The organism is Rhizobium cauense, assembly GCF_019511525.1.
In the GTDB taxonomy this organism is placed as follows: Bacteria; Pseudomonadota; Alphaproteobacteria; order Rhizobiales; family Rhizobiaceae; genus Rhizobium; species Rhizobium cauense.
Map to the genome: position 1 here is coordinate 13,815 of NZ_JAEUAT010000016.1, position 23,343 is coordinate 37,157.

Here is a 23,343-nt window from a genome sequence, read left to right on the forward strand (position 1 = left end):
TTGCCTCAGATCCCGGCGTACCACTCGTAGCCACGGTCTTCCCAATAGCCGCCGTTCCCACCCCACAGCCCGGCGAAGCTGTCGACCAGCTCGATGCGCATGATGTATTTTGCCTGTTTGTAGCCGAGCTGTCGCTCGACCCTCAGGCGCAAGGGCGCGCCGTGGCCGACGCTAAGATCCTGGCCGTTCATCTGGTAGGCGAGGATGGTTTGAGGGTGGACCGCATCGATGAGATCAATGCTCTCATAGTAGCGACCGCTGCCATCGAGCGTCTTTTCGAGCTCGTCGGCACAATACAATACAACGTAGCGCGCCGTCGGCTTGACCCCGGTGAGGCGCAATAGATGGGCGAGCGGAACGCCTTTCCATTTGCCGATAGCACTCCATCCCTCCACGCAGTCATGGCGGGTGATCTGGGTGCGGGAGGGAAGCGCCTTCAGATCTAGGAGCGAAATCTCTCGAGGCCGATCAACAAGACCGTCGATCTTCAGTCGCCAGTTTGCAAAGTGACCTTCCAGCAGTTCCGCATATTCATCGCTGTCGGGAGCACTCGTTCCATTGACACGGAAAGAGGGAGAAATGTCCTTTTCGTCAAACTCACGCGCCAGCGCATCGCGCCCCTGAAGCAGTCTCTGTGCCTTCATGGTCAGGTGCTCGGCTGAGCGAAGGACATTGGCGACGTCGGCGTTCTGTTCCAGCAGGTCACACCCGGAAAGGGTCAGGGCGCTGGCGCCAAGCGTGCCGCCGATGAGGAAGCGGCGTCGGGTGAGAAGCTTGCTCATGATTGTGGCCCCTTTTCATGGATCGCATAGCGTCCGGTGATCATCGAGCGGATGTTGTTCCATGTTCCGGACAGGACCACCATTGCCACATGCACGACAACGAAGATGACCAGCGCCGACGCTGTGATGAAATGGATGGTACGCGCCGACTGGCGTCCACCGAAGACCTCTATGAGTACGGGGAAAGCAGCGTCAATCCCGGGTGACATTGTCAAGCCTGTGGTCACCATCAGCGGCAGCATAACGACAATGACCGCCAGATAGGTAAGCTTTTGAAGCGCGTTGTAGTGCTTAGCCTTCTCCCCGTCCGGGAAGCGGAGACGAGCGTGGTCGAGAACCTCGCGGCCGAGATGGCGAGGCGAGAGTTCGTGCACCTTTGGCGCCAGGTCTCGCCTGAAATGTCCGCTCAGCAGGCTGAATCCCAGGTAGAGAATACCATTGATCACAAACAGCCAGGCAAAGAAGAAATGCCAGCGACGGCCGGCCGCAAGATCCTGAAACGACGGGATTGTTGCCCAGGACGGGAAAGCTCGCGCGGTCGGCTCCCCATCAACATTGGAAACACCCAAGACGCCAGTTGTAGGAAACTGTAGCCCTGCGACACGCACGAAGCCGCTTGGCGTGCCTGCATCGTCGTCGGAGCCGATTGTCAGGACGGCGGGGTCGCCGTTCGCGCCATAATGACCCCAATAAAGCTCCGGGTGGGCATTGAAGATCTGAAGCCCGCTCAAAAGAAGGAAGCTCAGGCAAAGCACGTTCAGCCAGTGCGTAAGCCGAGTCACAACGGAGTGGCGGCGGATAAAGATCGTCCGAGGATATTGAACATTGTCATTGGAAGCGTCTGCGCTCATCTCAGCGTCTTTCATCTGTGCATTTCACGGCTGCAGTCCAAGCAGCGTCGATCTTTCGTCACTGGCCGGAGCAGTAAGGCGGCTGCTCCGGCCAGTGACGGCGTGGTCCTCACATGGGTGGAACCACGCCGTTCTTGCCGACGACCACCTGGTGGGCGATCGGTCCTGTCTCAGCCTTTTCGGCGGTGATGAAGACAACGGCGCCGGGAACGAGATCATCGTTGGTGGCCGCGGCAATGGTCACGACCGGTGTCCCGTCCGGAATGGCGATCTTCTTTTCCTTGCCGTGATAGGTCACGGTGACAGTCCGGCCATCGACGCCTTTAACGGCATCCGCGACCGTCGCATTGGTCATGCTGCTGTCCGGCTTTAGATCCCAACCGTAGCTCCCCTCGCCTGTGCCTTTCATTGCCGGCGGGAAAATGAGGACCTCAAGCGCGCCATCGCCGCCGTCGGCCTTTGGCAGTGATGCGATACCCACGAAATCGCCCGGCTTGATGTCGGTCACGTTTGCGTTGGCAACGCTGGCGATTTTCCAGTCGTCGGCAAGAGCGACGTCGACGGTCTCTCCTTCGCGGGTCCTCACTTTGATCGTTGACCCCTGGTAATCGACGATGCTGCCGCTGACATGGATCGGCGCGGCTTTCTTATCCGCGGCAAATGCGGGTGTCGAAAGGACAGTTACAGAAAGGATGCTGGTCAGCCCGAGGGCCAAGGTTGGGAAAAGATTTCTCATTTATTCTTCCTACTAGTTGGTAGTTTCGATGGACGCGACGGGCCCGAGTAGCCTTGCCACGCAGGACTAGTGAGAAACCGTCGGCGTGAGACGATTGAGGGCAGGTTCGAGTATCATTGAGAACACTTCCGGCTTCCCATTGGCTCTCGCCGAAAGCATTGCCCCGTAGACGGTTGCCAGAAATGTTTCGGCTTCAACATGCGGCGCACTGGTTAGGCTCAGTTCGCCCTGCTTGGAACCGCGCTCCATTACCGAAGCCAGCCACGAGGAGATGAAGCGAAAAAAGTTCGTAACCTCGGTTGCGACTTCCGTGGGGAGGGATGGCAGTTCACTGGCGAGCATAGCACAGACACAGTAGGGTCTACTGGCATCCTCAATGCATGCAGCCCAGTGATTTGCATAAGCCTTGAGGATGTCCAGAGCATTCGGAACCTTCTGCTCAAGGACTCCCACGCTTGCCTGGCCATCCTCCCGATAACGCTTGACCAGCTCACGCACCAGATCGACCTTGCTGGGAAAATGATGATGAATGCTTGCTTTGCGGATACCGACGATCTCCGAGATATCGGCGTAGCTGAAGCCATTGTAGCCGCCGCTTATCAGAAGGTGCCGGGTGGAGGCCAGAATGTCGTCGGAGGTGGTAGAAAGATTGCTCATGCAGCCTGTCTACCTTCTAGTAGGCAGATCGTCAATATCAAATTTCGGGTTTGCGTCAGCGGTCCGTGGAGGCGGGAGGAGCTTTCGTCGTTGCTGGTGTCTCGCTGGTTCTGGCAATCTATACCGGCCAACTGCACCGATCGTGGCTCCCGACCGCCAACATTCGGAGCAGAATCGGCCCGCGGCGCCAAGCACGCCCGAGCACCTTCCGGGGAGATAGTGGCCGTGTGAGGACTTTCGCGCCGCATCCACTGGCCAGAATCAAATGACGACAGTTCAGTTCGCCGGGAAATCGGCGGAACGAGACAAAGCTTCCCAGGCAAGGACGTTCGCCTTCAGGTCCTCCGCCTTGTTCAGGGCAGCGTTCGCGGCGCCGAGTCATCGCATAGCCGCCCAAGGAACCGTATATTGCATGGTTGGGATCCCCGACGATAAACGTTCTCGTGTTTCCGGCCGATCCCCTTAGATTGGCGGCAACAATTGCGTATTGGATCTCTTCGGTGTCCTGATATTCGTCAACGAGGATGTAGCGGAATAGAGATCCAAGCAGCACGGGAATCGAGGGATTGCACGTTATATCGAATCGCACGGCGAGCCACGGAGCCCTGATGAACTTACCGGTCACTCGTGCCTCTCCTTCAGCAGCCGAGGGACCACAACAATGGCGCTTCAAAAATGCTGATGGGAATTGGATTTCAGCGCAAATCAGAAGCCGACTACGACTGGATAGCGGGGAAGCTCTGCATAGCGCTGTCGGGCGCGACCTCGGCATTGCCCTGATGCCGAACTTTCTGGTTGGCGAAGAGATCCAGTCAGGCCGTTTCGTTCACATCCTGCCGGAAATACCGACGGAGACTGTCGAATCAGCGCCATCTATCCCGACCGCCGGCTTCTCGATGCAAGGGTTCGACAATTCATTGACCTCATGGCCGCAGGTTTGCGGCTTTAATGACGGGATACTTCGGCACATCTGACAAGGCGAGGCGAACGGGCCGGATCGCTTGATGAAGATAGCCCGCGAAGAGGCCCGCATTGGCCACTCGCCCAGGACAAACGCAAATGGCTGGAGGCTGTTACTTGCTTAGACGCAAAAGAAGTCGCGGAGCGTGTTTCCATCACTCCGGCTGCGAACGGCGTCTCAACCAGTGGGATGAGAATTTTCCAGCACCGCAGACTGATGCGATGAACCCACGGCCGCTCTCGCTGAGCTCGCCCGTGGGTCACGAACTGAGGGGGAACTTAACGGACTCGTCATGCTCTGCCGCATTTTTGAAGAGCTGTGGAGACGAAAGAACGAGGCCTCTTAGATCCGGGCGCCGCCGGTCGCATCGATCATCTGCCCCGTCGTCCAGCGCGCACCGTTCGATGCGAGGAAGGCGATGACGTCGGCGACATCCTCGGCCTTTCCGACGCGTGAAAAGACCGAAAGGGCTTCGGCGCCGGCGCGTGCATCCGGAGATGCCAACCATTCGGCATTCATATCCGTTTCCGTGACACCCGGCAGGACGGCATTGACCGTAATTCCGCGAGCGGCAAATTCGGGCGCCAGCGCCAATGTCAGTGTCTCCAGCGCCCCCTTGGAGGCCGCGTAGGCCGGATGCGTCGGCGCCGCGATCCGTGTAAACCCGGTCGAGACATTGATGATGCGGCCATTGTCGCGAATGTGGTCGGCGACTGCCTGGATCAGGAAGAAAGGCGCCTTGTAGTTGATCGTCATCACCTCGTCGAACGCAACTTCACTTGTCTGCTTCAACGGCAATGCCGGCGCGATACCGGCATTGTTCACGAGAATGTCGAGAAAGGACGAGCCCGCCTCGCTACGCGCCGCTTCGGTGAACTGCGCCCAGAGGCTGTCGGCTGCATCCTTACCCTGCCTAAGATCAGCATTCACCGCCACGGCCTTGACGCCGAGCGCTTCGATCTCCCTGACGGTGGCACGAGCTGCATCTGCGTTTGCGGTGTAGTGCACGCCGATGAGCGCAGCACCTTCCCTCGCAAACGCAAGTGCAGCCGCGCGGCCAATACCGCGCGAACTTCCAGTGATGAGGGCTATCTTGTTTGCGAGTCTCTTCGACATGGATCACTCCGTTGATTAATTAAATAGTGATCTCTATAATAAGGAGCAGCAGGCAGCTGTCAACATTTAATAGGGATCGCTATTTTAATGGATCAACCAGCCCGCAAACGTGGCAGACCGCGTCTGCTCGATCGCGATGTCGGACTCGACATTGCGGCACGGCTATTCTGGGAACGCGGCTATGAGGGAACATCGACCGCAGATCTTACGAAGGCTATGGGGATCAATCCGCCGACCCTCTACTCGATGTTCGGATCAAAGGAAGAATTGTACCGTCAGGCCCTCGACTTCAGCGTGTCCCGTGAAAACGGCCGCCGGTCGGAAATCCTCCAATCGAGTCTTCCTGTTTATGAGGCCCTGCGCCTCTATCTTTACGACATCGCTGACGGAGACACGCAGCCTGACAAACCTCCCGGCTGCATGGTTTCGACCGCCGTCTTACAGCATGCGGAAGAAAATGCGTCCGTTGCGCGGATGACAGCAGGCTTGCGTGAGGCGTCGATACAGACCCTTAAAGCTCGCTTCGACCGTGCCGTTGAGGAAGACGAGCTACCTTCGGCAACCGACACGGACACTCTCGCGCGCTTCTATGGTGCGATTATCCAGGGCATGTCCGCCCAGGCTTGCGACGGCGCCTGCAATGCCCTGTTGAAACGGATGATCGACCTCGCACTGGCGGCGTGGCCCGGAAAGATTATCACCTGATTACGAGCCGGTCCAACGCCACTCCAATTGCACTTGTTGACCCGACGCGTTTGATTGCCATGCTCTTGACTGGAATCGAACCGTCGCCCAGGGGCGAACGCGATCATCAGCTTAGCGGCAGCTGTTCTGGCCATTCCTGCGCGCCATGGAGTACGCGAAGAATTCGAACTGTTGTCTCGGTGATCGCATAGGCGGCGACATAAGGCGTACCATTGATGACATGTTCGCGTGTCCCGGCAATTCTACCCACGCGCCCACTGGCAGGAAAATCGAGCAAGCGACGGGCGGCGGCGACTATCCGTTCATCGATCAGTATAGCTGCCGGAGGATTATCTGCCTCGATGTACGTGAAAAATAGCGTCGCGATCCGAAAACGCAAACGCAGACCAAGTCAGTTTCACGTTTCTGGCACACCAGCTTTAAGGCGGGCCGCCGCTCGACGTGTGGCAAGGTGCGCCTCGACCTCGTCGTCCGATAAATCCGGTCGAGTATCGTTCAACGCTTCGAGCACCTTGGTCCGAAACCAGGCGTCATGTGCTTCACTGCCAGAAAGTAGTTCAAGAGGCAGCGCGCCCTCGTTAGCAGTCCGGGTGAGCATGATACGAACCGCATCAGATACAGTAAGGCCCATGCTTTCAAGCACGGCGGAAGCACGGTCACGGACTTCGGAATCAATACGTGTTTGTACAAGAGCGTTTGCGGCCATGACTATCTCCCACATTCCATGACAATGTAATGCATTTGCATGACGATTTCCAGACCAGAGTATCGATATTCCGCTCGAAGCACTTTTAAGCTCTTGAAGGGAATCGAACCGGCGGCAGGTCGTTCAGATAGCTTAAATTCCTTAAAAGACATACTTCGTCGCATAAGGCCAATTTATGGACCTCCAGCGATCATCGCCGCCGATTATCATTCTCATCCTGGACCTGGAACCCCCGCCGGGTAGATTTTCCTTTCGGCAAGCCTCATGAGGGCAGCTCGCCGAACTTCGCGGTGCGCGGTCGGAAAGTTGGCGAGATATTTAAAGGTCCGTCAACCGGAGGTAGCCTATCCCTCCTCAATTACCTGCTCTCAAAGCCTTCCAGCGCTCGCATGAGATGGTACGCTTCGCAGACCTTGGCCTCAAAGAGCTTGTGCAGCGCTTGGTTGTCATCGATGTCGAAGGACTGGACCACGCCGCCGTTAATGGCGAAGACCTCGTGCGGTTCTATCCCTGAGTTGTCGATCAACAAAACTTCGTCTGCGATCCTGAGCGCTTCGGTCAGCTTCTCGAAGGATCCATCATGCCGCCTGCGGATGTTTTCCTCCGGGATGTCGTGACCGCCCTTGAGGACACGCTGTCTAACGCGCTCGACGTTTGTCTCAACGGAATCCAAAGCAACATAGTACAGGCCGACCTTGAACCCGGCCGCCTTGGCAGCCCGCATCATTCTCAACGATTGGTTGCTGCTCAGCGTCGTCTCGAAAATAAAAGACTGCCTGGTGTCGATCATCTCGTCAATTTTCAGGAGAGCCGCTCGACCAGCTTGGATTTCAGTCGATCTGTTATCGGCGGCCAGCATCGCTTTGGCGATCTCGTCCGCGTTGATCCAAACACCCTCGAGCTTCAGCTTCGCGAAGGCGGAAGTTTTGCCGGAGCCGTTCGGCCCTGCGAGGAGGATACACGACAACTCGGGCATGAAGCGATTGCTACCTCACGGTAGCCGGAGCACGTTCCTTGCGCTCATGCTGGGCCTCATCCTTCGCCTCGTTCTGCCGATCCTTGGCAGTGATCGTTAGGCCCATACGGCGGCTCTCGGCGATGGCCTCCCGGCCGATCTGCTTCAAGGCTTGCTTGTTCTCGCGGTATTTCTGCAAAAGCATCAGCGATCTCCTTTCCATTTTTCCATAACATAATGCGACAGGCCGTCGGCTGCAAATATAGCTTGTGCAAGGTGCCACCGACAGCAGCACTGAACGCAACGGCCGAAAGGAGACAGCCTCAGTCCAAGCTCCGGCATTTGTCGGGGTTTGTTCGATAAAGTCGATTTCAGCTAGAGCAAACCGGCCCCACTTTGCTCAGGGAAAACGCCAAAGTACAAGCGATACGTCCATATAGCCTTATCCGCCGTGAAAGTATCCGAACCTGCGACCTGCCCATCAGACCCTCTAAGTAACTGGAAAATTTGACTTGAGGTGTGTTGTGCAGCGTAGGTTGTATTAGGGATATGCAAAGGTTCGGTTGAGCACTTACTCGATGCGACTGTTTCGATTTGAACTCATCGACTACACACGCGTCAGTCAAGCTGACTGCCTAGTTACGATTCGACAGGGAAGCCGTCTTACGCCGGGTGGAACCATCTCCCCGTCAATCATTCTCAAGAGGGTTTCTCCCGCGATACGAGGAGATCAAACCACAAACGGACCCGCTGGATATAGCCCTCGCGGCCGCAAAACAGCACGGGAGGGAACGTGTCGCTGATATCCTTAAGCAGCCCGAGATGTTGTCTGCAGACGAGTTTGCCGCTGAGATCGGCTCCACACGCGAGACGGTGAACAAAAAACGCAAGCGTCTCGAGGTTCTCGGGCTCGAAGGAGCGAAGCGAGGCGTGCGTTTCCCGAAATGGCAGATTGGAAATGACGGCCAACTGCTTGGCGGCCTCCCGCAACTATTTGAGGCTTTGGATGGGCACCCTTGGGCGGTCTACCGGTTTCTTTTGCAGGAATGCGAGGGCGGTCGAACGGGTCTCGAAATGCTGCGCGGCGGCAGGATTAAAGATGCGGTGGGAGCAGCACGCTCGATTGGCAGAGGTGATTTCTTCTGAGCATCTCATCGCAAGGCAGCTGGCTCCGCCGGTATGGTAACACCACATTGCGGCGTCGGCGAAATTATGGAACTCGTACATTGAATGACAATTATCCAGATAATGTCGCTCGCTGCGAACCAAAGCGCGTGCTCGTATCGGGCTTCTTTGCGCTTTTGAAATTGAGCCTTATCACTACGAGCTGCTACCTGCAGCGAGGACTCCCGTCATTAGGCGCCAGCACCAGATCGCGTGCTGATGGGTCCTCCACGAAACGGTGAGCCCGGATTTGATTGAGCGCCAACATTCCAGAGGCCCCAGAGATGTTCACGATGAAACCTGACGCTGAACGACCTAAAGACAACACGGTTTCCATTAGACAACCCAAACGCGTCCGGCCGTGGCCGAACGCTAAGAAAGGCATCTATACGGACTTACGCCCCGATTTCTCGCTTTGGCATTTCTGACCCAAAGCCAAACTTCAGAAAAGAGGCGTGGGCGATGCGGCACGGAAATGATCGCGCAGCGTTTCAGTCTCGTACTCATGACGATATAGCCCCCGCTTGCGCAGGATAGGCACCAACTCATCGACAACCACGGCCAGGCCGTCTATCAAACGATCTGGCTGCAGGTTGAACCCATCAATTGCTCCAGCATGAAACCAATCCTCGATATGATCTGCGAGCTGTTCCGGCGTGCCGACAAATCCGGCGTGACCCGAGCCGGTATATCGGGTCTGTTTGAGATATTCCCGTACCGTCGGGTTGGTTTTGCGGATCTGCGTGACGATGGACTCGCGGAAACCAATGCTGCCGTTGAACTTCTGGGTGTCCTTTATGGGGCCAAGAACCTCTTCGGGAAAAGGCTCGTCGAGTTCGAGTTTTGAAGCGTCGTAGCCGATCGCCTGCGACAGCCAGCCGATAGAGTATGATGCCGGACCCGCGTCGTGGAGTTCGTCGCTTCGACGTCGTGCCTCCTCTTCAGTGCTCCCCAGACTTAGAAGAAGGCCGGGGAGGATCTTGATGTCGTCGGGGGACCGACCGTTGTCTTGAGCGAACCTCTTCACGAGGCGGTAGTGCTCGATGGCCTGATTCTTGGTGAGTTCGGCTGTGAAAACGCCTTCAGCGACGCGCCCTGCGAGTTCGCGTCCTTGTGACGAACCACCCGCCTGGAAGATGATAGGGTGACCCTGTTTGGACACCGGAACGCGCAGGCGGCCTTCGATATCGAAGAACTCGCCATGGTGACGTATATCTTTGCCCGTTGCAGCCGATCCCCACAGCGCCCTCACGACGTCGACGAATTCGCTCCCCCGGCCATAGCGGTCGTCACGGTCAGGAATATCAGGCAGCCCGAAATTCCGTGCCGCGGGAATGTTACGGGTTGTAACCACGTTCCAAGCGGCTCGTCCGCCGGTCTGATGGTCCCACGAAAGGAAGCGCTCGGCGAGTTCGAAGGGATCATTGAAGGTAGACGATGCCGTCGCAACCAGCCCGACATGTGAAGTTGCCGCGGCCACATGTCCCCAGTTTACGGAGGGCTCAAGCCGGATCGGGTTGGCGTCGTAAGCGGGGTCGCCAAGCAATGGCCCGTCGGCAAGAAACAGCGCATCGAGGGTTCCGCGTTCTGCGGTGCGACCAATGTTTTCCCAGTAGGTGGGGTCGATGAACGAATCCTTGTTCAACAGAGGCGTCTTCCAAGCCGCCGGCAGATAGCCAAGAACGAGAACGTTGATCCCAAGCAGCACGTGACCGGATCGTTTGTTTGTCATCTGTTGTCTCTTCGTTGGGGCTAAAGTGCCACATGGGGCTTTGGCGCCGGGAAAGCTGATCGTGCAGTGGACGGCAGTGGTTTTGGGTGCGAGAGGTCGAGCGCCGAACGCAGCGAGCCGCCAAGCGGGGTCGGAGCGAAGTCTTCCGCAAGTAGGCCCTCAACCGCGTCGAACAGATCACTGATCGATTGATCGGCATTTGCGCGAAGCAAGACACCCGAAAAGCCATCAAGCGGTGGCTTGTCGCCCATCGACATGACGGCGACGGATCCCGAGGCACCAATCATCAGATCGATCGGGTCGCCATCGCTTATCGCAGGATGGTCATCTTGCCCGTCGTACCAACCTATCACAGACGCTCCCGTTGCGGGCTCAGGTGCATTCAACGGCCCTGCAATCGAGAAGCTGTTGTCGATGTCCACATGGACGATGCGGTCGGACTGAATAAGAATGCCCGTTTCCCTATCTCCGATAATCGAGTCATGGGGCCAGCTCTGTTCGAGTGCTCTCACCGCCCGAGCAGCGTCGTAGGCCGTCTGAGCGTTGAGTGCAGCACCGCGGGCGAGCCCTGCCCCGCCCCACGCTGTAGCTTCCGCTGGCCCGACTGGCGCGTAGGCATCGCGAACGCCAACAAGCAGGCCGCTGCGCCCCCCAGACAAATGCCCAAGCGACGCCACGCGCCGCGCAATATTATATGGATGGTCGCGCTGCGGCGTCGCAGTTATCAGAAACCGACCGTTCTTGGTTGCTCCCGCAAGAGTCGCGCCGACCGCTGAACTGGTCAAGGTAACCGACGCCGGTGCGCTGCCATCGATGCGGTCGATACCCAGGACGCTGAACGCGACCTCCAGGGCGTCCCATCGCGCGAGGAGTGCGCGGCTTGACGTGAGTTCGACCAGATGTGGTCCTGCGAGCCCGAGGGCAAGATAGGGCTTCGTCATTTCACGTCTCCCTAGTTTCCTTGGCCGCCACGACCGAGCCGCGCAATGCTTGAGACCGGGGATTTGTCGTTGACAAGGTAGTCGCCGAGAATCCGAGCCTTGTAAGCGACGGGGTTGTGTGAGGCGAGTGTGCGCGCGTTGCGCCAGTGACGGTCCAATGCCGTGTCTTCGGACGTTGCTGAAGCGCCAAGGGCATTGAAGACGTGTGTGGCAGCATAGAGGACCCCGTCAATTATCGAGAGTTGTGCTTGCGACACAGCCACTTCCCCTGCGGTCGCCCGTTGATCGCGCAGGGCGACGTCGCCCGCCGCATGCGCTGCTGCGATTAGGTCGAGAGAACTGGCAGCGCGACGCAGGGCGGCCTCGGCGGAAAAAACCCTTACCGAAACCTCGCCGATCACTTGCAGCAATTGCGGGTCAAGCGCGGGGACTGGATCGAGACCTTGTGGATAATTGCGGCCGCGAGACTTGAGAGCCGCTATTCCATCACGCTGGACTGCCCGGGTGATGCCTGTCAGTACCGCGAGCAGTGCAGTCTGGTAGAAATGCCCTTGGTAAACGACCCGCTCGCTTGCGGGGAACACGTCTCCTTCGTGAGCAATAGCATCCTTGTAGATGGCGCTGCCGCTCGCTGTGGTGCGTTGCCCGAAACCTGGCCAGTCGTCGGTCAATTCTACGCCCGGCTGGTGGCGGTTGACGAGGGTTGTGATCAGCGAGCCGTCCTCACCCTTGCCGATCACGTCGAGCCAGTCTGCGTATAGACTTCCGGTCGCGTAAAACTTTGCGCCGGTGATTTTATAATGATCGTCCTCTCGGGTTACGACGGTCTTGATTGTCGCGTAGGTTCCGTTGTTTGCCTCGGTCCAGCCGCCGCCGACGAACTCGCGGTCTCGAAAGCGTTGGAACCATCGTTCGTTCGCTTCAGAGGGTCGTGCGTTCAGGCGGTCTTCGACGAAGGCGAGATGATTGCGCCAGACATGGGCAACGTTTGCATCGGCTTCCGCAAGGAGGGCCAGCAGGTAGAAGGTCTGTTCGAGCGAAGCACCAAAGCCACCAAGCCCCTCTGGAACTCGCACAAGGGCAAAGTCGGCGTCCTTCAGCCATTGTACCTGTTCGAAAGGAAAGGTTCGGTTGCGCTCGCGCTCGACATTTCCCGCGGCAATACGATCGAAGATCGGCTGGAACCGTTCGACCAGCACTTCTTCCCTTGCTGTCGCCGGGCGCAGGTAGGTTAGGGAAAGTGGTGCATCCACTGCGGTCATGTAATTCTCCATTCTAGTAATTATGCGTGAAATTTCAGCGGGATTACGATCTTGCGGGGTCCCGCCACTGGGCGACGAGATCAACAATCATGGTGCAGACAACGAAGACCGACGCAGCAAAGATGGTCGTTCCGATCACAAGCGGAAAATCCCCATCCAAAGCGGCGGTTATCGCCATGCGACCGACGCCATCGAGCCCAAATATGGTTTCCGTGACGATCGCGCCGCCCATGATGACGGCCAGTTCGAGACCGGCCAGTGTGATGATCGGATTCAGTGCCGACTTCAAAGCGTGCGACAGATAGATCGTGCTCTCACGAAGTCCCTTTGCGCGGGCCGTGCGAATGTAGTCCTGACCGAGGACGTCCAACATGCCTGCCCGGACGATCCGCTGGAATATGCCGATTTCGGCGATCGCCAGCGTCGCCCACGGCAAGACCAGATGCCTTGCCCATTCGAGCGGGTCTTCAAATAGCGGAACATATCCACTGCTCGGGAACCAGGCGAAGCCGTGGTTCGTGAGTTGGAAGAAGAAGAAATAGGAGATCAGGATTCCACTGAGGAAGGTCGGCACCGACAGCCCGACATAGGCGAAAAAGGCAAGCACATGATCAACAAGTCGCCCCTGCCATCGTGCGCCCACTACGCCAGAGATGATCGAGATCGCCATCCAGATGACCATCGCACCTAGCGCCAGAGAAATCGTAACGGGCGCCTTGGAAAGAATGAGGTCTGTGACAGGCGCCTGCTTGCGGAAGGAGTAGCCGAGGGCAGGCGGCCAGTGCAGCAGTCCCATTGGAGCTCCCTGGATATCCGGGCCGCGGAAAAGGTAGTACCAGAGTTGAGCGTACCAGGGTTCATTGAGGCGCAGGGCCCGCGCCACGCCATCGATCGTTTCCTGCGTCGCGTTCCTGGGAGCGAGCATCGCTGCCGGGTTGCGATAGGCAATCCTGGTGATGAAGAAGGAAAGTACCAGCACGATCAATAGGGTCGAAGCCGACCGTAGCACGGTTGAGACGATATTCTTTGTCACGGCTTAGGAGCGCCTCTGATGCGGATCGAGTACGGACCTCAACCCCGAGCTCAGCGTATTGAAGCCGACCACGGTGAGGAACAACGCAAGACCGGGTCCGGCCAGGAACCAGGGCTGATCTTGATAAAGGGAAGTCCGCTGGGCCTCGGCGATCATGTTGCCCCAGCTGGGCACTGGGGCCTGGATCCCGACACCCAGGAAGGACAGCGTTGCCTCGGCCACAATGTTGGCTGGAAGTTGCACCGCCCAGTACACCAGCAGCGTTGGAAGGATGTTCGGAAGGATGTCCACGAAGATGATGCGCGCCTTCGACGCGCCGATGACGAAAGAGGCCTCGACCATGGGACCGGATCGCATTTCCAGCACCATCGCGCGTGTGAGACGGGCGAAGTATGTCCAGGAAAACAGGGCAATGACAAGGATGACAACAAGGACAGGGGAGATCAGCGGAATTCCCTGATCGCCTCTGTTCAGTGACAGAAGGCTCAAGGCGGTTACGACAAAAGGAAACGACATTGCGACGTCGATCGCCTGGCTGATCATACGGTCTACCCGACCCGCGAGGAACCCGCTGATCATTCCGATCAGTGTCCCTATGATCATCGCAGCAGTCGTTGCCGGAACTCCAACCAGCAGGGATATCTGCGCGCCATAGAGGGTTCGTACGAAGACATCTCGTCCGTTCCCGTCGGCTCCCAAGGGAAATGACAATGACGGTCCGATTGGGATACCCATTTCATCAAGCGCAAGATCCGGGAACTGGTCCATTGGCCCATGTCCCAAAAAGTACGCGACGAGCGGTGCAAGCAAAGCCGCCACCAGCACCGATCCGACGATGACAACCCCAACGCGGACGCTCCGCTCGCGCCAGGCCAAGACCGCGAACTGAGGCACCAAGCGGCGGTCAGCCGTCACGTCAAAGACATCAACCGACATAGGCCGCCGCCTTCGCATTGGTGTCGTCGATCTTCCGCTTGCGGCCCGGCATGGACGCGAGAAGTCTCTTCGTGTATTCGTGCTCGGCGCGCTCGAATATCCTTCTGGCCGGACCCGACTCCACGATGCGCCCCTTTTCCAGCACGATAACGCGATCGCAGAGTTCGCCAATGACACCCAGGTCATGAGAAATGAACAGGAATGAAACGCCGAGGCGGTCTCGGAGACGACGAAGTAGGTCTACGATCTTGGCCTGTGTGGTGATGTCGAGCGCAGATACAGGTTCGTCTGCGATGACGAGCGACGGTCTCAGGGCAATGGCTCTGGCGATCGACAGGCGTTGTCGCTGACCTCCAGACAGCTGAGAGGCCAGGCGAGATAGCACGGTCTGCGGAAGCTCGACCTCCGCCAGCAGTTGGCGGACCAGTGTCTTCAACCGAGTGCGGTCACGTTCGCCTGCTATTACGTAAGGGTCGGAAAGAATAGCCTCGACGGATCTTCGGGGATTGAGGCTCGCATATGGGTCCTGGAACACGACCTGGATTTTTTTGCGAAGTTCTCCGCTGAGGTTCGCCGGGCGCCCCGCTCGTGAATACCGATTGCCTCCCAGAGAAATCGTGCCGTGATCTGGGCGATCAAGCCCTGCGATCAGGCGACCGATGGTCGACTTGCCGGATCCGGATTCACCCACCAGCCCCAAAATTTCCGCCTTGCCTATCGAAAACGACACATCTTCAAGCACTGTTTGATCCGAAACAAACGAGCGACCTAAAGCCTCGACTTCGAGGAGGGGCTCCCGAGAGCCGACTGAAGCCGACTGCGTGTAGGTTCGCGGTCCGTCAAGTCGCGCTGCTCCAAGCAGTTCTCGCGTGTAGGAATGTTTGGGTGCTGAATAGATTGCATCCGATCCCGCACGCTCGACTACAACCCCATCGCGCATTACTGCGACTTCGTCTGCAATGTCGGAGACTACGGCAAGGTCATGGCTGACGAACACCAGAGCAGTCTTGTGCCGCTCTTGCAATCGCCGCAACAGATCGAGAATGGACGCCTGCACGGTCACATCCAGGGCCGTCGTTGGTTCATCCGCGATGATAAGACCGGGGTTTGACGCGATCGCCATGGCAATCATGACACGTTGGCGCATTCCACCGGACAGATGGCGTGGATAGTCACCGAGACGGTTTCCGGGGTTGGAGATTTCGACATCGTTGAGAAGCTCGAGTATCCGCTCACGCTTCTCCTTCCTATCAACGGCGCGGTGCGCAGACACGGCTTCGCCTATCTGGTCCCCGATCGTCTTCAGGGGATGGAGATTGCTCAATGGGTCCTGGAAAATGAAGCCAATCTCCGCCCCCCAGATTCTGCGCAATACAGCCGAAGGCGCTCCAAGGATTTGCCTGCCGCGATAGAGCACGTTGCCCTCGACTGATGCAAAGCGAGGCAGAAGGCCTGCCGCACCGAGAAGGCTGGCACTTTTGCCAGATCCTGATTCACCGACGATTGCGAGCGTCCTTCCCGCCTCGGCATCGAACGATACGCCTCGTACCGCCTCTACGGCTCCGAAGCGAACCCTTAAATCACGAACGGAAAAGACGCTCATCAGATCAGTTCTTTACTGCAATGTTCGTGATGTCGGCCTGAACGGCCAGCGACGACCATGCCCAGTGCGTGATGCGATCCGATGTGATCGCAATCTTGCGCTTCTCGAACAGAGGGATCCACGGCAGGTCTGCGGAGACGATCTTGTCGGCTTTCGCCCAGATCGGCGCCGGGTCGTCTGACGGGAACGCTTCAGCGGCAAGCTTGTTGAGCTCGGCGTTGCTGTAGCAGATCGAATTCACGTTTCCGGTGCCGCAGGGGGACGCATCCGAGTTCAGCCAGCCGCCGAGAAGCATGCGGGTGCTCGGGCCCTGCCAGTCAGGAGCGAACTGCCCGCCGAGCGAAATGTCCCATCTGCTCTTGGCGTCCTGGATGAACGCATACCACTGTGTCGGCGGGATCGGGATCAGGTTCAGCTCGATGCCAGCGGGAGCCACATCCTCTTTTACGGCGACTGCAATGGCCTCGAACTGGGCGGTCGTGCGGTAAATTGCGTCAAGCTTCACGCCGTTGGGGTAGCCTGCCCTCGCAAGAAGTTCTTTCGCCTTTGCTTTGTCGCCCTTGTTGCCCTCGGTCGGATATGGGTCGAACTTTTCGTAGCCAAGAATGGTAGAGGTGATGATCTGCGACAATGGGACCGCGGCAATTGGACCACCCTGAACCTGAACAAGGTGCGCACGGTTGACCGCATAAGTCAGCGCCTGACGTACCTCCGGCTTGCGAAGAGCATTCGCCCCGTCACTCTGAGCCTCCGGGCGCGCATTGAAGGTTATGAAGTTAGCCGCGCCGCTATTGGAGGAATGTAGTTGCGCGTCCTTCTGCGTCTGGAAGCGCTTGATGGCGCTGCGCGGGGGCGTATCGAGATAAAGGGAAAGGTCCGCCTCGCCCGCTTCAATCTTCTGGACGATGCTGTCTTCGCTGTTTGCCGTGAAATCGACGACGATTTCGTCGACGTACGCCTTGCGGGCTTCGTCGGTCTCCGGCTTGAAGTTTTTGGCCTTCTTCAGAACGAGCTTCTGCCCATCCTGATAGGAGTCGACATAGTAGGGGCCACTCGACGGGAAGTTCTTCCGAAACTCGGCGGAGTCAGGGAAATATTTTGATGCCACCTCGGGCGGCAACGGGGACACGAAGTTCATCGAGAGAATATTGAGAAAATCGTAGTTCTTGGTGTCCGACTTGATGACGAGTGTCTTGTCGTCAGGTGCGCTCACACCCGCAATCTCGTGACCGTCGATGAATGCCTTGCTCGCAGCCAGATCGCCCGTCGGCACCTTGGCGAACTCCTGGCAATAGGCCTTAAAGCCGGAGATCGCGAGATTGAAGTAGTTGATCGCGGCAACCTGCTTGTTGGGATCGCAGAAGCGCTTAATGTCGTATACGAAGTCGCCAGCAACGATCTTGCGATCTATCGGGCCGGAATAGAAGACGTCGTCCTTCAGATGGAAGGTATAGGTCCTTCCGTCGTCGGTCACATCCCACGATTTCGCCAGATCTGGCACCAGCTTCGTGTCGTCTTTGATATCCTTCGGCGAGCCCGGATAGGTGACAAGCTGGCGAGTGACAGCGCGCAGGATTTCCCATGAATCGGTGCTGTACCCCGTCAGCGGGTCGAATGCGTCCAAATCCTGAAGGGAAGCAATGCGCAAGGTGCCGCCATACTGCGGTTCACTTGCAGTAGCTTGCGATCCGAGCGCTGCGGTGATCGCGAGCCCCGATGCGAAGAGTCGGCTAGCCAAGCGGTGAGAACGAAGTTTCATTTTCCGGTGCCTTAGTTGATAATGTCTATAAGATTTATCGATTTATCAACGTCCGAGAATGTCCCAAACTTCCAAACATCGATGCGCCGGAAAAAAATCTGCCTGCGCTACTCGTGTTTGGCAGAATACACTTCCGCTTAGGCCTCCTCAGCTTCCTCGCGAGCCCACGGTCCGGCGCACCAAAACACTTGTTCAAGAGAGTATTTTACTGAACGGGCTGAAATTGGAACAAAACCACTGCACCCTCGTCTCGATTCTATAGCATATCTACAAAAATTGTAGACATTTGAGGGTCTGTGGTGACTAAGGTGAGTTGGAAATCATATGCGCTTGGCATTGCCGGAGCACTGGTTGCGTCGACGCTTACGTCGATAGCATTTGCGGCGGAACGGGGCGGCACGCTCAATTTGATCGTCCAGCCCGAACCGATATCCCTGAACCCGGGGATCAATCGCCTCGGCCCTGCGACGTTCGTAGGTGACAAGATCTACGATTCCCTGCTCGGCTATTCCGCAAAGGACATAAAGCCCATTCCGCGACTGGCGGTGAGCTGGGACATTTCCGCAGACGGCAAGACATATACCTTCAGGCTTCGCCCCGGTGTCACCTGGCATGACGGCGAGCCATTCACATCGAAGGACGTCGCGTTCAGCCTCGGCGACTTCCTTCCGGTTCAGCATGCACGTTCGAAAGATCTGCGAGCAGAGATAGACCGCATTGAAACACCGGACGATCTGACGGTCGTATTCGTTCTGAAAGCGCCCTACCCGGCGTTCTTGTGGTCTCTCAACGTCGCGATCGTGCCTGCACACAAATATGTCGGCGTGACGGACTACCGCAATGCGCCAGCGAACCGCGAGTTTATTGGAACCGGACCTTTTAAATTCGCCGAGTGGAAGAAAGGCAGCATCATTCGCCTCGTCCGGAACGACAAATACTGGGATGAAGGCAAGCCGTACCTAGACGAAATCGACTTCCAGATTGTGCCGGATGCCAATTCGCGATCGATCGCCTTCGAGACAGGCCAGGTTGACGTTCTTCGGTCCGGCGACGTGGAGAATTTCGATATTCCGCGGCTATCGGCCCTGGATGGCGTGAAGACGAGCGAGGAAGGCTGGGAGTTCCTGCAGCCGATCGGCTACGTTCATCTCAACAACCGAAATCCCATCCTTGCAAATCAGAAGGTCCGACAGGCAATCACACAGGCAATCGACCGAGATTTCATCATAAACACGATCTTCGCGGGATACGGCAAGCCGATCAACGGCGCCTTCTCGCGCCTGTCGGCCTACAAGGATACCAGTGTCGAGACGACGTATCCTTACGACCCGCAGAAGGCGGCCGCCCTGCTCGACGATGCTGGATACAAGGTCGGCACTGACGGGACGAGATTCACCGTGAAGCTGGTGCCACTTCCCTACGGTGAAATTTGGTCGCGGCAGGCGGAATACCTGCGGGAGGCTCTGGCCGCCGTTGGCGTAAAGGTCGAAATCCAGTCCGTCGACGTGGCTGGATGGTTCAAGCGCCTCACACGCTTCGATTATGACCTTGCTCAGAACTTCGTCTACACCACGGCAGATCCGGGGATCGGAATTTCCTATGCGTACAAAACCGTGAAGGGCGACAACGCTGGCAGCACGGGTGGCAACGTCAACGGTTACTCCAATCCGGAGGTCGATACGCTCCTCGACCAGGGGGCTCACGAACTGGATGTTGCCAAGCGCAAAGAGATCTACTCGAAGGTTCAGCAAATCCTGTCACGGGACGTGCCGATGGTGTGGACCCACGACATCGTGTTTCCGACGCTCTATCGCAATAAGGTTCAGGACCTCATCACAACGGCACTCGGAACCGATGACAACTTTGCCTCCGTCTGGTTGAAGAAGTAGTGCTGATGGCGCAGTTTACGTCGCCGCGGAGCCGATTGGCAGCGTCCAGTGCTGGGCTGCGGCTTCTCAAGGCCTTTCTGACGCTGCTTTGCGTTGTCGTGTTCAGCTTCCTGTTGCTCCGGCTCGCGCCTGGTGATCCAGCGCTGATACTGGCTGGCGATCAGGGAGGAAGCGATCCGGCGTTCGTCGACGAATTGCGTCGGCATCTCGGATTGGATGGTCCTGTATACCTTCAGCTGTGGCGGTATCTCCAGAGCATCGCAACACTGGACTTCGGTCTCTCCTATCGGGACCAGCGCCCGGTCATCCATATCGTCCTCGAGAAGGTCCCGGCGACACTGCTTCTGACGCTGAGTGGGTTCGTATTCTCCGTCGTGCTCGGTGTGACACTTGGTGCTCTGGCGTCAAGGAGGCCGGGATCGGTGATCGATGGATTGATCACGACGATATCGGTTGCTTTCTTCGCCATGCCGCTGTTCTGGGTTGGTCTCGTTTTCATCATCATTTTTGCAGTCAAACTCGGCTGGCTTCCGTCGTACGGGATAGAGACCGCCGCCATTGCCGCAAAAGGTGGTTGGGCTGCCTTTTGGGATCGCGTGTCCCACATGATTTTACCAGTCCTGACACTCGGACTGTTTCACATGTCGGTCCATGCGAGGGTGGCCCGCACCACTCTCCTCCAGGTCTCAAGCATGGACTTTATCCGAACGGCGCGTGCAAAGGGCCTCTCGTCCTGGCGCATCTGGCAGGATCACCTGCTTCGAAATGCCTTGCTACCGACCATCACGCTCGCAGCCCTGCAGGCGGGTCAGCTTATCGGCGGCTCGATACTCGTCGAAACGGTGTTCGCGTGGCCAGGCATCGGAAGACTGGCCTTCGACGCATTGGCAAGCCGGGACTACAACGTCCTTCTGGCGGTGTTCATCGTATCGTCCTGTGGCGTAATCCTCGCAAACCTAGTCGCCGACGCGACCTATCGGATCATCGACCCGCGCCTCGACAGGGAGGGAACGGCATGATCTTGCGGCAGAGCCATCCTTTGCTGAGGCCTCCCGTGCTCCTCGGCTTTCTTATTCTTGCAACCTTGGCAGTGCTCGTTGTTTTCGCAGACGTGTTATATCCCGATAATCCGTGGCGGATGGTGGCCCGGCCAAACCTGCCGCCCCTCTCCCCTGGTTTTCCCGCCGGGACGGACATGCTGGGGCGGGATCTTGCCGCAGGGCTCGTCCATGGCAGCCGCGCAACGCTTTCAGTGGCGATCAGTGTTGTTGCATTTGCAGTCACTTTTGGTGCCACTTTGGGGTTGGTGTCAGGATACTTCGGTGAGTTCGTCGATGAGGTGATCATTCGTGTCACCGAGTTCTTTCAGACCATTCCAGGGTTCCTGCTGACGATCATGGTCGTCGCGATCCTCTCCCCAACACGCTGGACGGTCGTGTTTGCCATCGCCCTGATCTCATGGCCGCCGATCGTCCGGATCGTTCGCGCCGAGGTCTTGTCCATCCGCCGCCGTGACTGGGTCAGTGCGGCAAGAGTAAGCGGGCTGTCACATCTGCGGATTGCCGTTTCTCACGTGCTGCCAAACGTCCTGCCGCAGGTCATAGTACAGGGATCGCTGCTGGTCGCAGGCGCCGTGATGATCGAATCCGGCATCAGCTTCCTGGGGCTGGGAACCCGCGACTCCGTCTCCTGGGGCTTCCTGCTCGGCTCCGGTCGGACGTCTTTCAGCGTAAACTGGTGGCTATCCACTTTGCCTGGCCTTGCGATATTCCTCACCGTGCTCGCCTTCAACTTGGTCGGAGACGGGCTGGAACGCTGGCTCGATCCGAAGCGCACCGGAAGGGGTCAAGCATGACGCGCGGCTCGACGTCGCTTGTATCGATCGACAAGCTTGATATCGCCCTTCCGAAGGGCGCAGACAGACCGCTCGCCGTTTCCAACGCAACGTTAAGCGTCGAACGAGGCCAGATCGTCTGCATTGTCGGCGAAAGCGGTTCTGGCAAGTCTGTGCTGGCCTCGGCGGTCGCTGGCCTTCTTCCGAGCGACTCGTTGAGGGTTGTCAGCGGCTCGCTGACGTTCGATGGCGAGAATGTGCTGGCACTGAGCGAACCTCGCCTGCGTCGGCTCCGCGGCGCACGAATTGGATATGTGTTCCAGGAGCCCATGACGGCGCTCAACCCACTGTTGACCGTAGGCAGGCAGGTCCGAGAGACATTGCAGGCCCACGGCCGTTCGGGAGCCGCGGACGAGATCACATCGCTGTTTGCATCCATGCATCTCCCGCATCCCGAAACGATCGTTCAAAGGTATCCGCATGAGCTATCCGGCGGACAACGCCAGAGAGTGGCGATTGCAATCGCAATCGCCTGCGACCCCGAGCTCCTGATTGCCGACGAACCGACCACTGCGCTGGACGTCACGACGCAATCGGAGATCTTGAAGCTGATCCTTGAACTGCGGGCGGAACGCGGTCTTGCAGTGCTCTTCATCACCCACGACTTTGGCGTGGTGCGCGATATCGCAGACCTTATCGTTGTCATGCAGGACGGCCAGATCGTGGAGACGGGTATCTCGAGAGAGCTGCTTGCCTCGCCCGGACACCCGTATACGCGTAGACTGCTGTCGGCGGTACCAGACCTCACATCGACTCCGCACCGAGACGCAGTCAATACGTCCGCTATCCTCGAGCTCAGTAATATCTGCAAGCGCCACAAGGCCCCGCGCCGAGTTTTTGGAAATGCGCGTCAGGCAGTTCCCGCGCTCAACGGGGTCAACCTGGTGCTGCGGCAAGGCGAAACCCTGTCGCTTGTCGGGGAAAGCGGGTCGGGCAAGTCGACGCTGGGTCAGGTCATAACTGGCCTCTTGGAACGGGACGAAGGGCAGTTCCGCTTCATGAACGAAGAGATCGTCCGCGCCAGAGATCTTTTTATCCGCGCGCGCCGACCCCTGATCCAAATGGTGTTCCAGGATCCGCAGTCGTCTCTGAACCCGCGCCACACCGTTCGCCGCGTCCTCACCGAGGCTGCGATCAATTGCGGTCTCACCAAGGACACTGCCGAAGTGCGTATGAGAGAACTGCTTGGCCGCGTCGGGATCGATCCAAGTGCAGCCGATCGCAGGCCGCATGCATTCTCGGGCGGACAACGCCAACGTATCGCCCTGGCCCGAGCGCTCATGCTTGAACCGAGGCTGCTGGTCGCTGACGAACCCGTATCAGCGCTGGATGTCTCGGTTCAGGCCCAGGTCCTGAAGCTGTTGTCCGAACTCCAGCGTGACCTTGGCCTCTCCGTGCTCTTCATCACCCATGACCTGCGCGTCGCTGCCTCGATTTCGGATACTATTGCCGTCATGCAGGGCGGCAAGATCGTCGAAGTCGGTCCTGCGGGCGAAATCATCAGCAATCCAAAATCCACCTACGCTCGAAAACTGATCGCCTCCATCCCCGGGAGGCACTCGATCAAGCTACGAGCCGAATCCTTTGCACAACGAGATTTTGCATGACAATAAAAGACTTGGCGACCTCGCTGATCCTGGCCCCTTCAATGCGCAATTACT

General features: G+C 57.9%; 22 protein-coding genes and 3 pseudogenes. 7 read left to right on the plus strand and 18 right to left on the minus strand.

The annotated features are described in order from the left end of the window. Positions 1–5: 5 nt before the first annotated feature. The 6 genes and pseudogenes from JNB88_RS24455 to JNB88_RS34665 all read right to left on the minus strand — a co-directional run. On the minus strand, positions 6–782 hold the full coding sequence (locus JNB88_RS24455; protein ID WP_220357691.1) for a molybdopterin-binding protein: 777 nt from the start codon (positions 780–782) through the stop codon (positions 6–8). After that, positions 779–1,633 carry a cytochrome b/b6 domain-containing protein gene (locus tag JNB88_RS24460; RefSeq protein WP_220357692.1) on the minus strand — a complete coding sequence of 285 codons (855 nt, stop codon included), beginning with the start codon at positions 1,631–1,633 and terminating at the stop codon, positions 779–781. The genes JNB88_RS24455 and JNB88_RS24460 overlap by 4 nt, the downstream gene beginning before the upstream one ends. Positions 1,634–1,742: 109 nt before the next feature. Continuing rightward, entirely contained in the window at positions 1,743–2,369 is a 627-nt protein-coding gene (locus tag JNB88_RS24465) for a hypothetical protein (protein WP_220357694.1), read from the minus strand. A 66-nt stretch (positions 2,370–2,435) separates the two neighbouring features. Next, positions 2,436–3,026 carry a TetR/AcrR family transcriptional regulator gene (locus JNB88_RS24470; RefSeq protein ID WP_220357695.1) on the minus strand — a complete coding sequence of 197 codons (591 nt, stop codon included), beginning with the start codon at positions 3,024–3,026 and terminating at the stop codon, positions 2,436–2,438. Positions 3,027–3,302: 276 nt separating this feature from the next. Next, positions 3,303–3,398 (minus strand): annotated as a pseudogene (locus JNB88_RS33795) (short-chain dehydrogenase/reductase); the annotation flags it as partial. A 40-nt stretch (positions 3,399–3,438) separates the two neighbouring features. Then, positions 3,439–3,651: pseudogene (locus JNB88_RS34665) on the minus strand (UvrD-helicase domain-containing protein); the annotation flags it as partial. Here JNB88_RS34665 and JNB88_RS34670 point away from each other — a divergent pair. Beyond that, complete coding sequence (locus tag JNB88_RS34670; RefSeq protein WP_420832214.1) at positions 3,635–4,000, plus strand: LysR substrate-binding domain-containing protein; 366 nt, start codon at positions 3,635–3,637, stop codon at positions 3,998–4,000. The pseudogene JNB88_RS34665 and the gene JNB88_RS34670 overlap by 17 nt on opposite strands. A gap of 329 nt (positions 4,001–4,329) precedes the next feature. Here JNB88_RS34670 and JNB88_RS24480 read toward each other — a convergent pair whose 3' ends face one another. After that, the gene (locus JNB88_RS24480; protein WP_220357698.1) at positions 4,330–5,103 is read right to left on the minus strand and encodes an SDR family oxidoreductase; all 774 of its coding nucleotides are present in this window, start codon (positions 5,101–5,103) and stop codon (positions 4,330–4,332) included. 87 nt (positions 5,104–5,190) lie between these two features. Here JNB88_RS24480 and JNB88_RS24485 point away from each other — a divergent pair, with 87 nt between their 5' ends. After that, positions 5,191–5,808: a TetR/AcrR family transcriptional regulator gene (locus JNB88_RS24485; protein ID WP_220357700.1), complete on the plus strand. Its 618-nt coding sequence runs from the start codon at positions 5,191–5,193 to the stop codon at positions 5,806–5,808. A 106-nt stretch (positions 5,809–5,914) separates the two neighbouring features. Here the strand turns inward: JNB88_RS24485 and JNB88_RS24490 are convergent. The 4 genes and pseudogenes from JNB88_RS24490 to JNB88_RS24505 all read right to left on the minus strand — a co-directional run bounded on the left by JNB88_RS24490 (position 5,915) and on the right by JNB88_RS24505 (position 7,674). Beyond that, positions 5,915–6,209: pseudogene (locus JNB88_RS24490) on the minus strand (type II toxin-antitoxin system RelE/ParE family toxin). Then, positions 6,206–6,514, minus strand: a complete 309-nt coding sequence (locus JNB88_RS24495) for a type II toxin-antitoxin system RelB/DinJ family antitoxin (protein ID WP_220357701.1) — start codon at positions 6,512–6,514, stop codon at positions 6,206–6,208. The pseudogene JNB88_RS24490 and the gene JNB88_RS24495 overlap by 4 nt, the downstream one beginning before the upstream one ends. A 358-nt stretch (positions 6,515–6,872) precedes the next feature. After that, positions 6,873–7,490 (minus strand): ATPase, encoded by a 618-nt coding sequence (locus JNB88_RS24500; protein ID WP_220357702.1) that lies wholly within the window; start codon positions 7,488–7,490, stop codon positions 6,873–6,875. 10 nt (positions 7,491–7,500) lie between these two features. After that, on the minus strand, positions 7,501–7,674 hold the full coding sequence (locus tag JNB88_RS24505; protein WP_220357704.1) for a hypothetical protein: 174 nt from the start codon (positions 7,672–7,674) through the stop codon (positions 7,501–7,503). A 617-nt stretch (positions 7,675–8,291) separates the two neighbouring features. Between JNB88_RS24505 and JNB88_RS24510 the strand changes: the two genes are divergently transcribed. After that, positions 8,292–8,615, plus strand: a complete 324-nt coding sequence (locus tag JNB88_RS24510; protein WP_223217311.1) for a hypothetical protein — start codon at positions 8,292–8,294, stop codon at positions 8,613–8,615. 460 nt (positions 8,616–9,075) lie between these two features. Here the strand turns inward: JNB88_RS24510 and JNB88_RS24515 are convergent, their stop codons facing one another. Genes JNB88_RS24515 through JNB88_RS24545 form a run of 7 tightly spaced genes read right to left on the minus strand, consistent with a single transcriptional unit; the run spans position 9,076 to position 17,899 of the window. Beyond that, positions 9,076–10,365 (minus strand): NtaA/DmoA family FMN-dependent monooxygenase, encoded by a 1,290-nt coding sequence (locus JNB88_RS24515; RefSeq protein WP_220357706.1) that lies wholly within the window; start codon positions 10,363–10,365, stop codon positions 9,076–9,078. Positions 10,366–10,385: 20 nt separating this feature from the next. Continuing rightward, the gene (locus JNB88_RS24520) at positions 10,386–11,306 is read right to left on the minus strand and encodes an LLM class oxidoreductase (protein WP_220357707.1); all 921 of its coding nucleotides are present in this window, start codon (positions 11,304–11,306) and stop codon (positions 10,386–10,388) included. A gap of 11 nt (positions 11,307–11,317) precedes the next feature. Next, complete coding sequence (locus tag JNB88_RS24525) at positions 11,318–12,568, minus strand: acyl-CoA dehydrogenase family protein (RefSeq protein ID WP_220357708.1); 1,251 nt, start codon at positions 12,566–12,568, stop codon at positions 11,318–11,320. Positions 12,569–12,611: 43 nt separating this feature from the next. Then, entirely contained in the window at positions 12,612–13,601 is a 990-nt protein-coding gene (locus tag JNB88_RS34430) for an ABC transporter permease (RefSeq protein WP_220357709.1), read from the minus strand. A 3-nt stretch (positions 13,602–13,604) separates the two neighbouring features. Next, positions 13,605–14,537, minus strand: coding sequence for an ABC transporter permease (locus JNB88_RS24535; protein WP_223217312.1), 933 nt, complete (start codon positions 14,535–14,537; stop codon positions 13,605–13,607). Continuing rightward, positions 14,527–16,140, minus strand: coding sequence for a dipeptide ABC transporter ATP-binding protein (locus JNB88_RS24540; protein ID WP_220357711.1), 1,614 nt, complete (start codon positions 16,138–16,140; stop codon positions 14,527–14,529). The genes JNB88_RS24535 and JNB88_RS24540 overlap by 11 nt, the downstream gene beginning before the upstream one ends. 4 nt (positions 16,141–16,144) lie before the next feature. Further along, positions 16,145–17,899: an ABC transporter substrate-binding protein gene (locus JNB88_RS24545; protein ID WP_220357713.1), complete on the minus strand. Its 1,755-nt coding sequence runs from the start codon at positions 17,897–17,899 to the stop codon at positions 16,145–16,147. Between the two features lie 308 nt (positions 17,900–18,207). On the opposite strand from JNB88_RS24545, the gene JNB88_RS24550 reads away from it, so the two are divergent. From JNB88_RS24550 to JNB88_RS24565, 4 genes are read left to right on the plus strand one after another with little or no spacing between them, the layout of a single operon-like run. After that, positions 18,208–19,788 carry an ABC transporter substrate-binding protein gene (locus JNB88_RS24550; protein ID WP_338111030.1) on the plus strand — a complete coding sequence of 527 codons (1,581 nt, stop codon included), beginning with the start codon at positions 18,208–18,210 and terminating at the stop codon, positions 19,786–19,788. A gap of 5 nt (positions 19,789–19,793) precedes the next feature. After that, the gene (locus tag JNB88_RS24555) at positions 19,794–20,807 is read left to right on the plus strand and encodes an ABC transporter permease (protein WP_220357716.1); all 1,014 of its coding nucleotides are present in this window, start codon (positions 19,794–19,796) and stop codon (positions 20,805–20,807) included. Next, on the plus strand, positions 20,804–21,643 hold the full coding sequence (locus JNB88_RS24560; protein WP_220357717.1) for an ABC transporter permease: 840 nt from the start codon (positions 20,804–20,806) through the stop codon (positions 21,641–21,643). The genes JNB88_RS24555 and JNB88_RS24560 overlap by 4 nt, the downstream gene beginning before the upstream one ends. Beyond that, positions 21,640–23,289 carry a dipeptide ABC transporter ATP-binding protein gene (locus tag JNB88_RS24565; protein WP_220357718.1) on the plus strand — a complete coding sequence of 550 codons (1,650 nt, stop codon included), beginning with the start codon at positions 21,640–21,642 and terminating at the stop codon, positions 23,287–23,289. The genes JNB88_RS24560 and JNB88_RS24565 overlap by 4 nt, the downstream gene beginning before the upstream one ends. Positions 23,290–23,343: the final 54 nt, after the last annotated feature.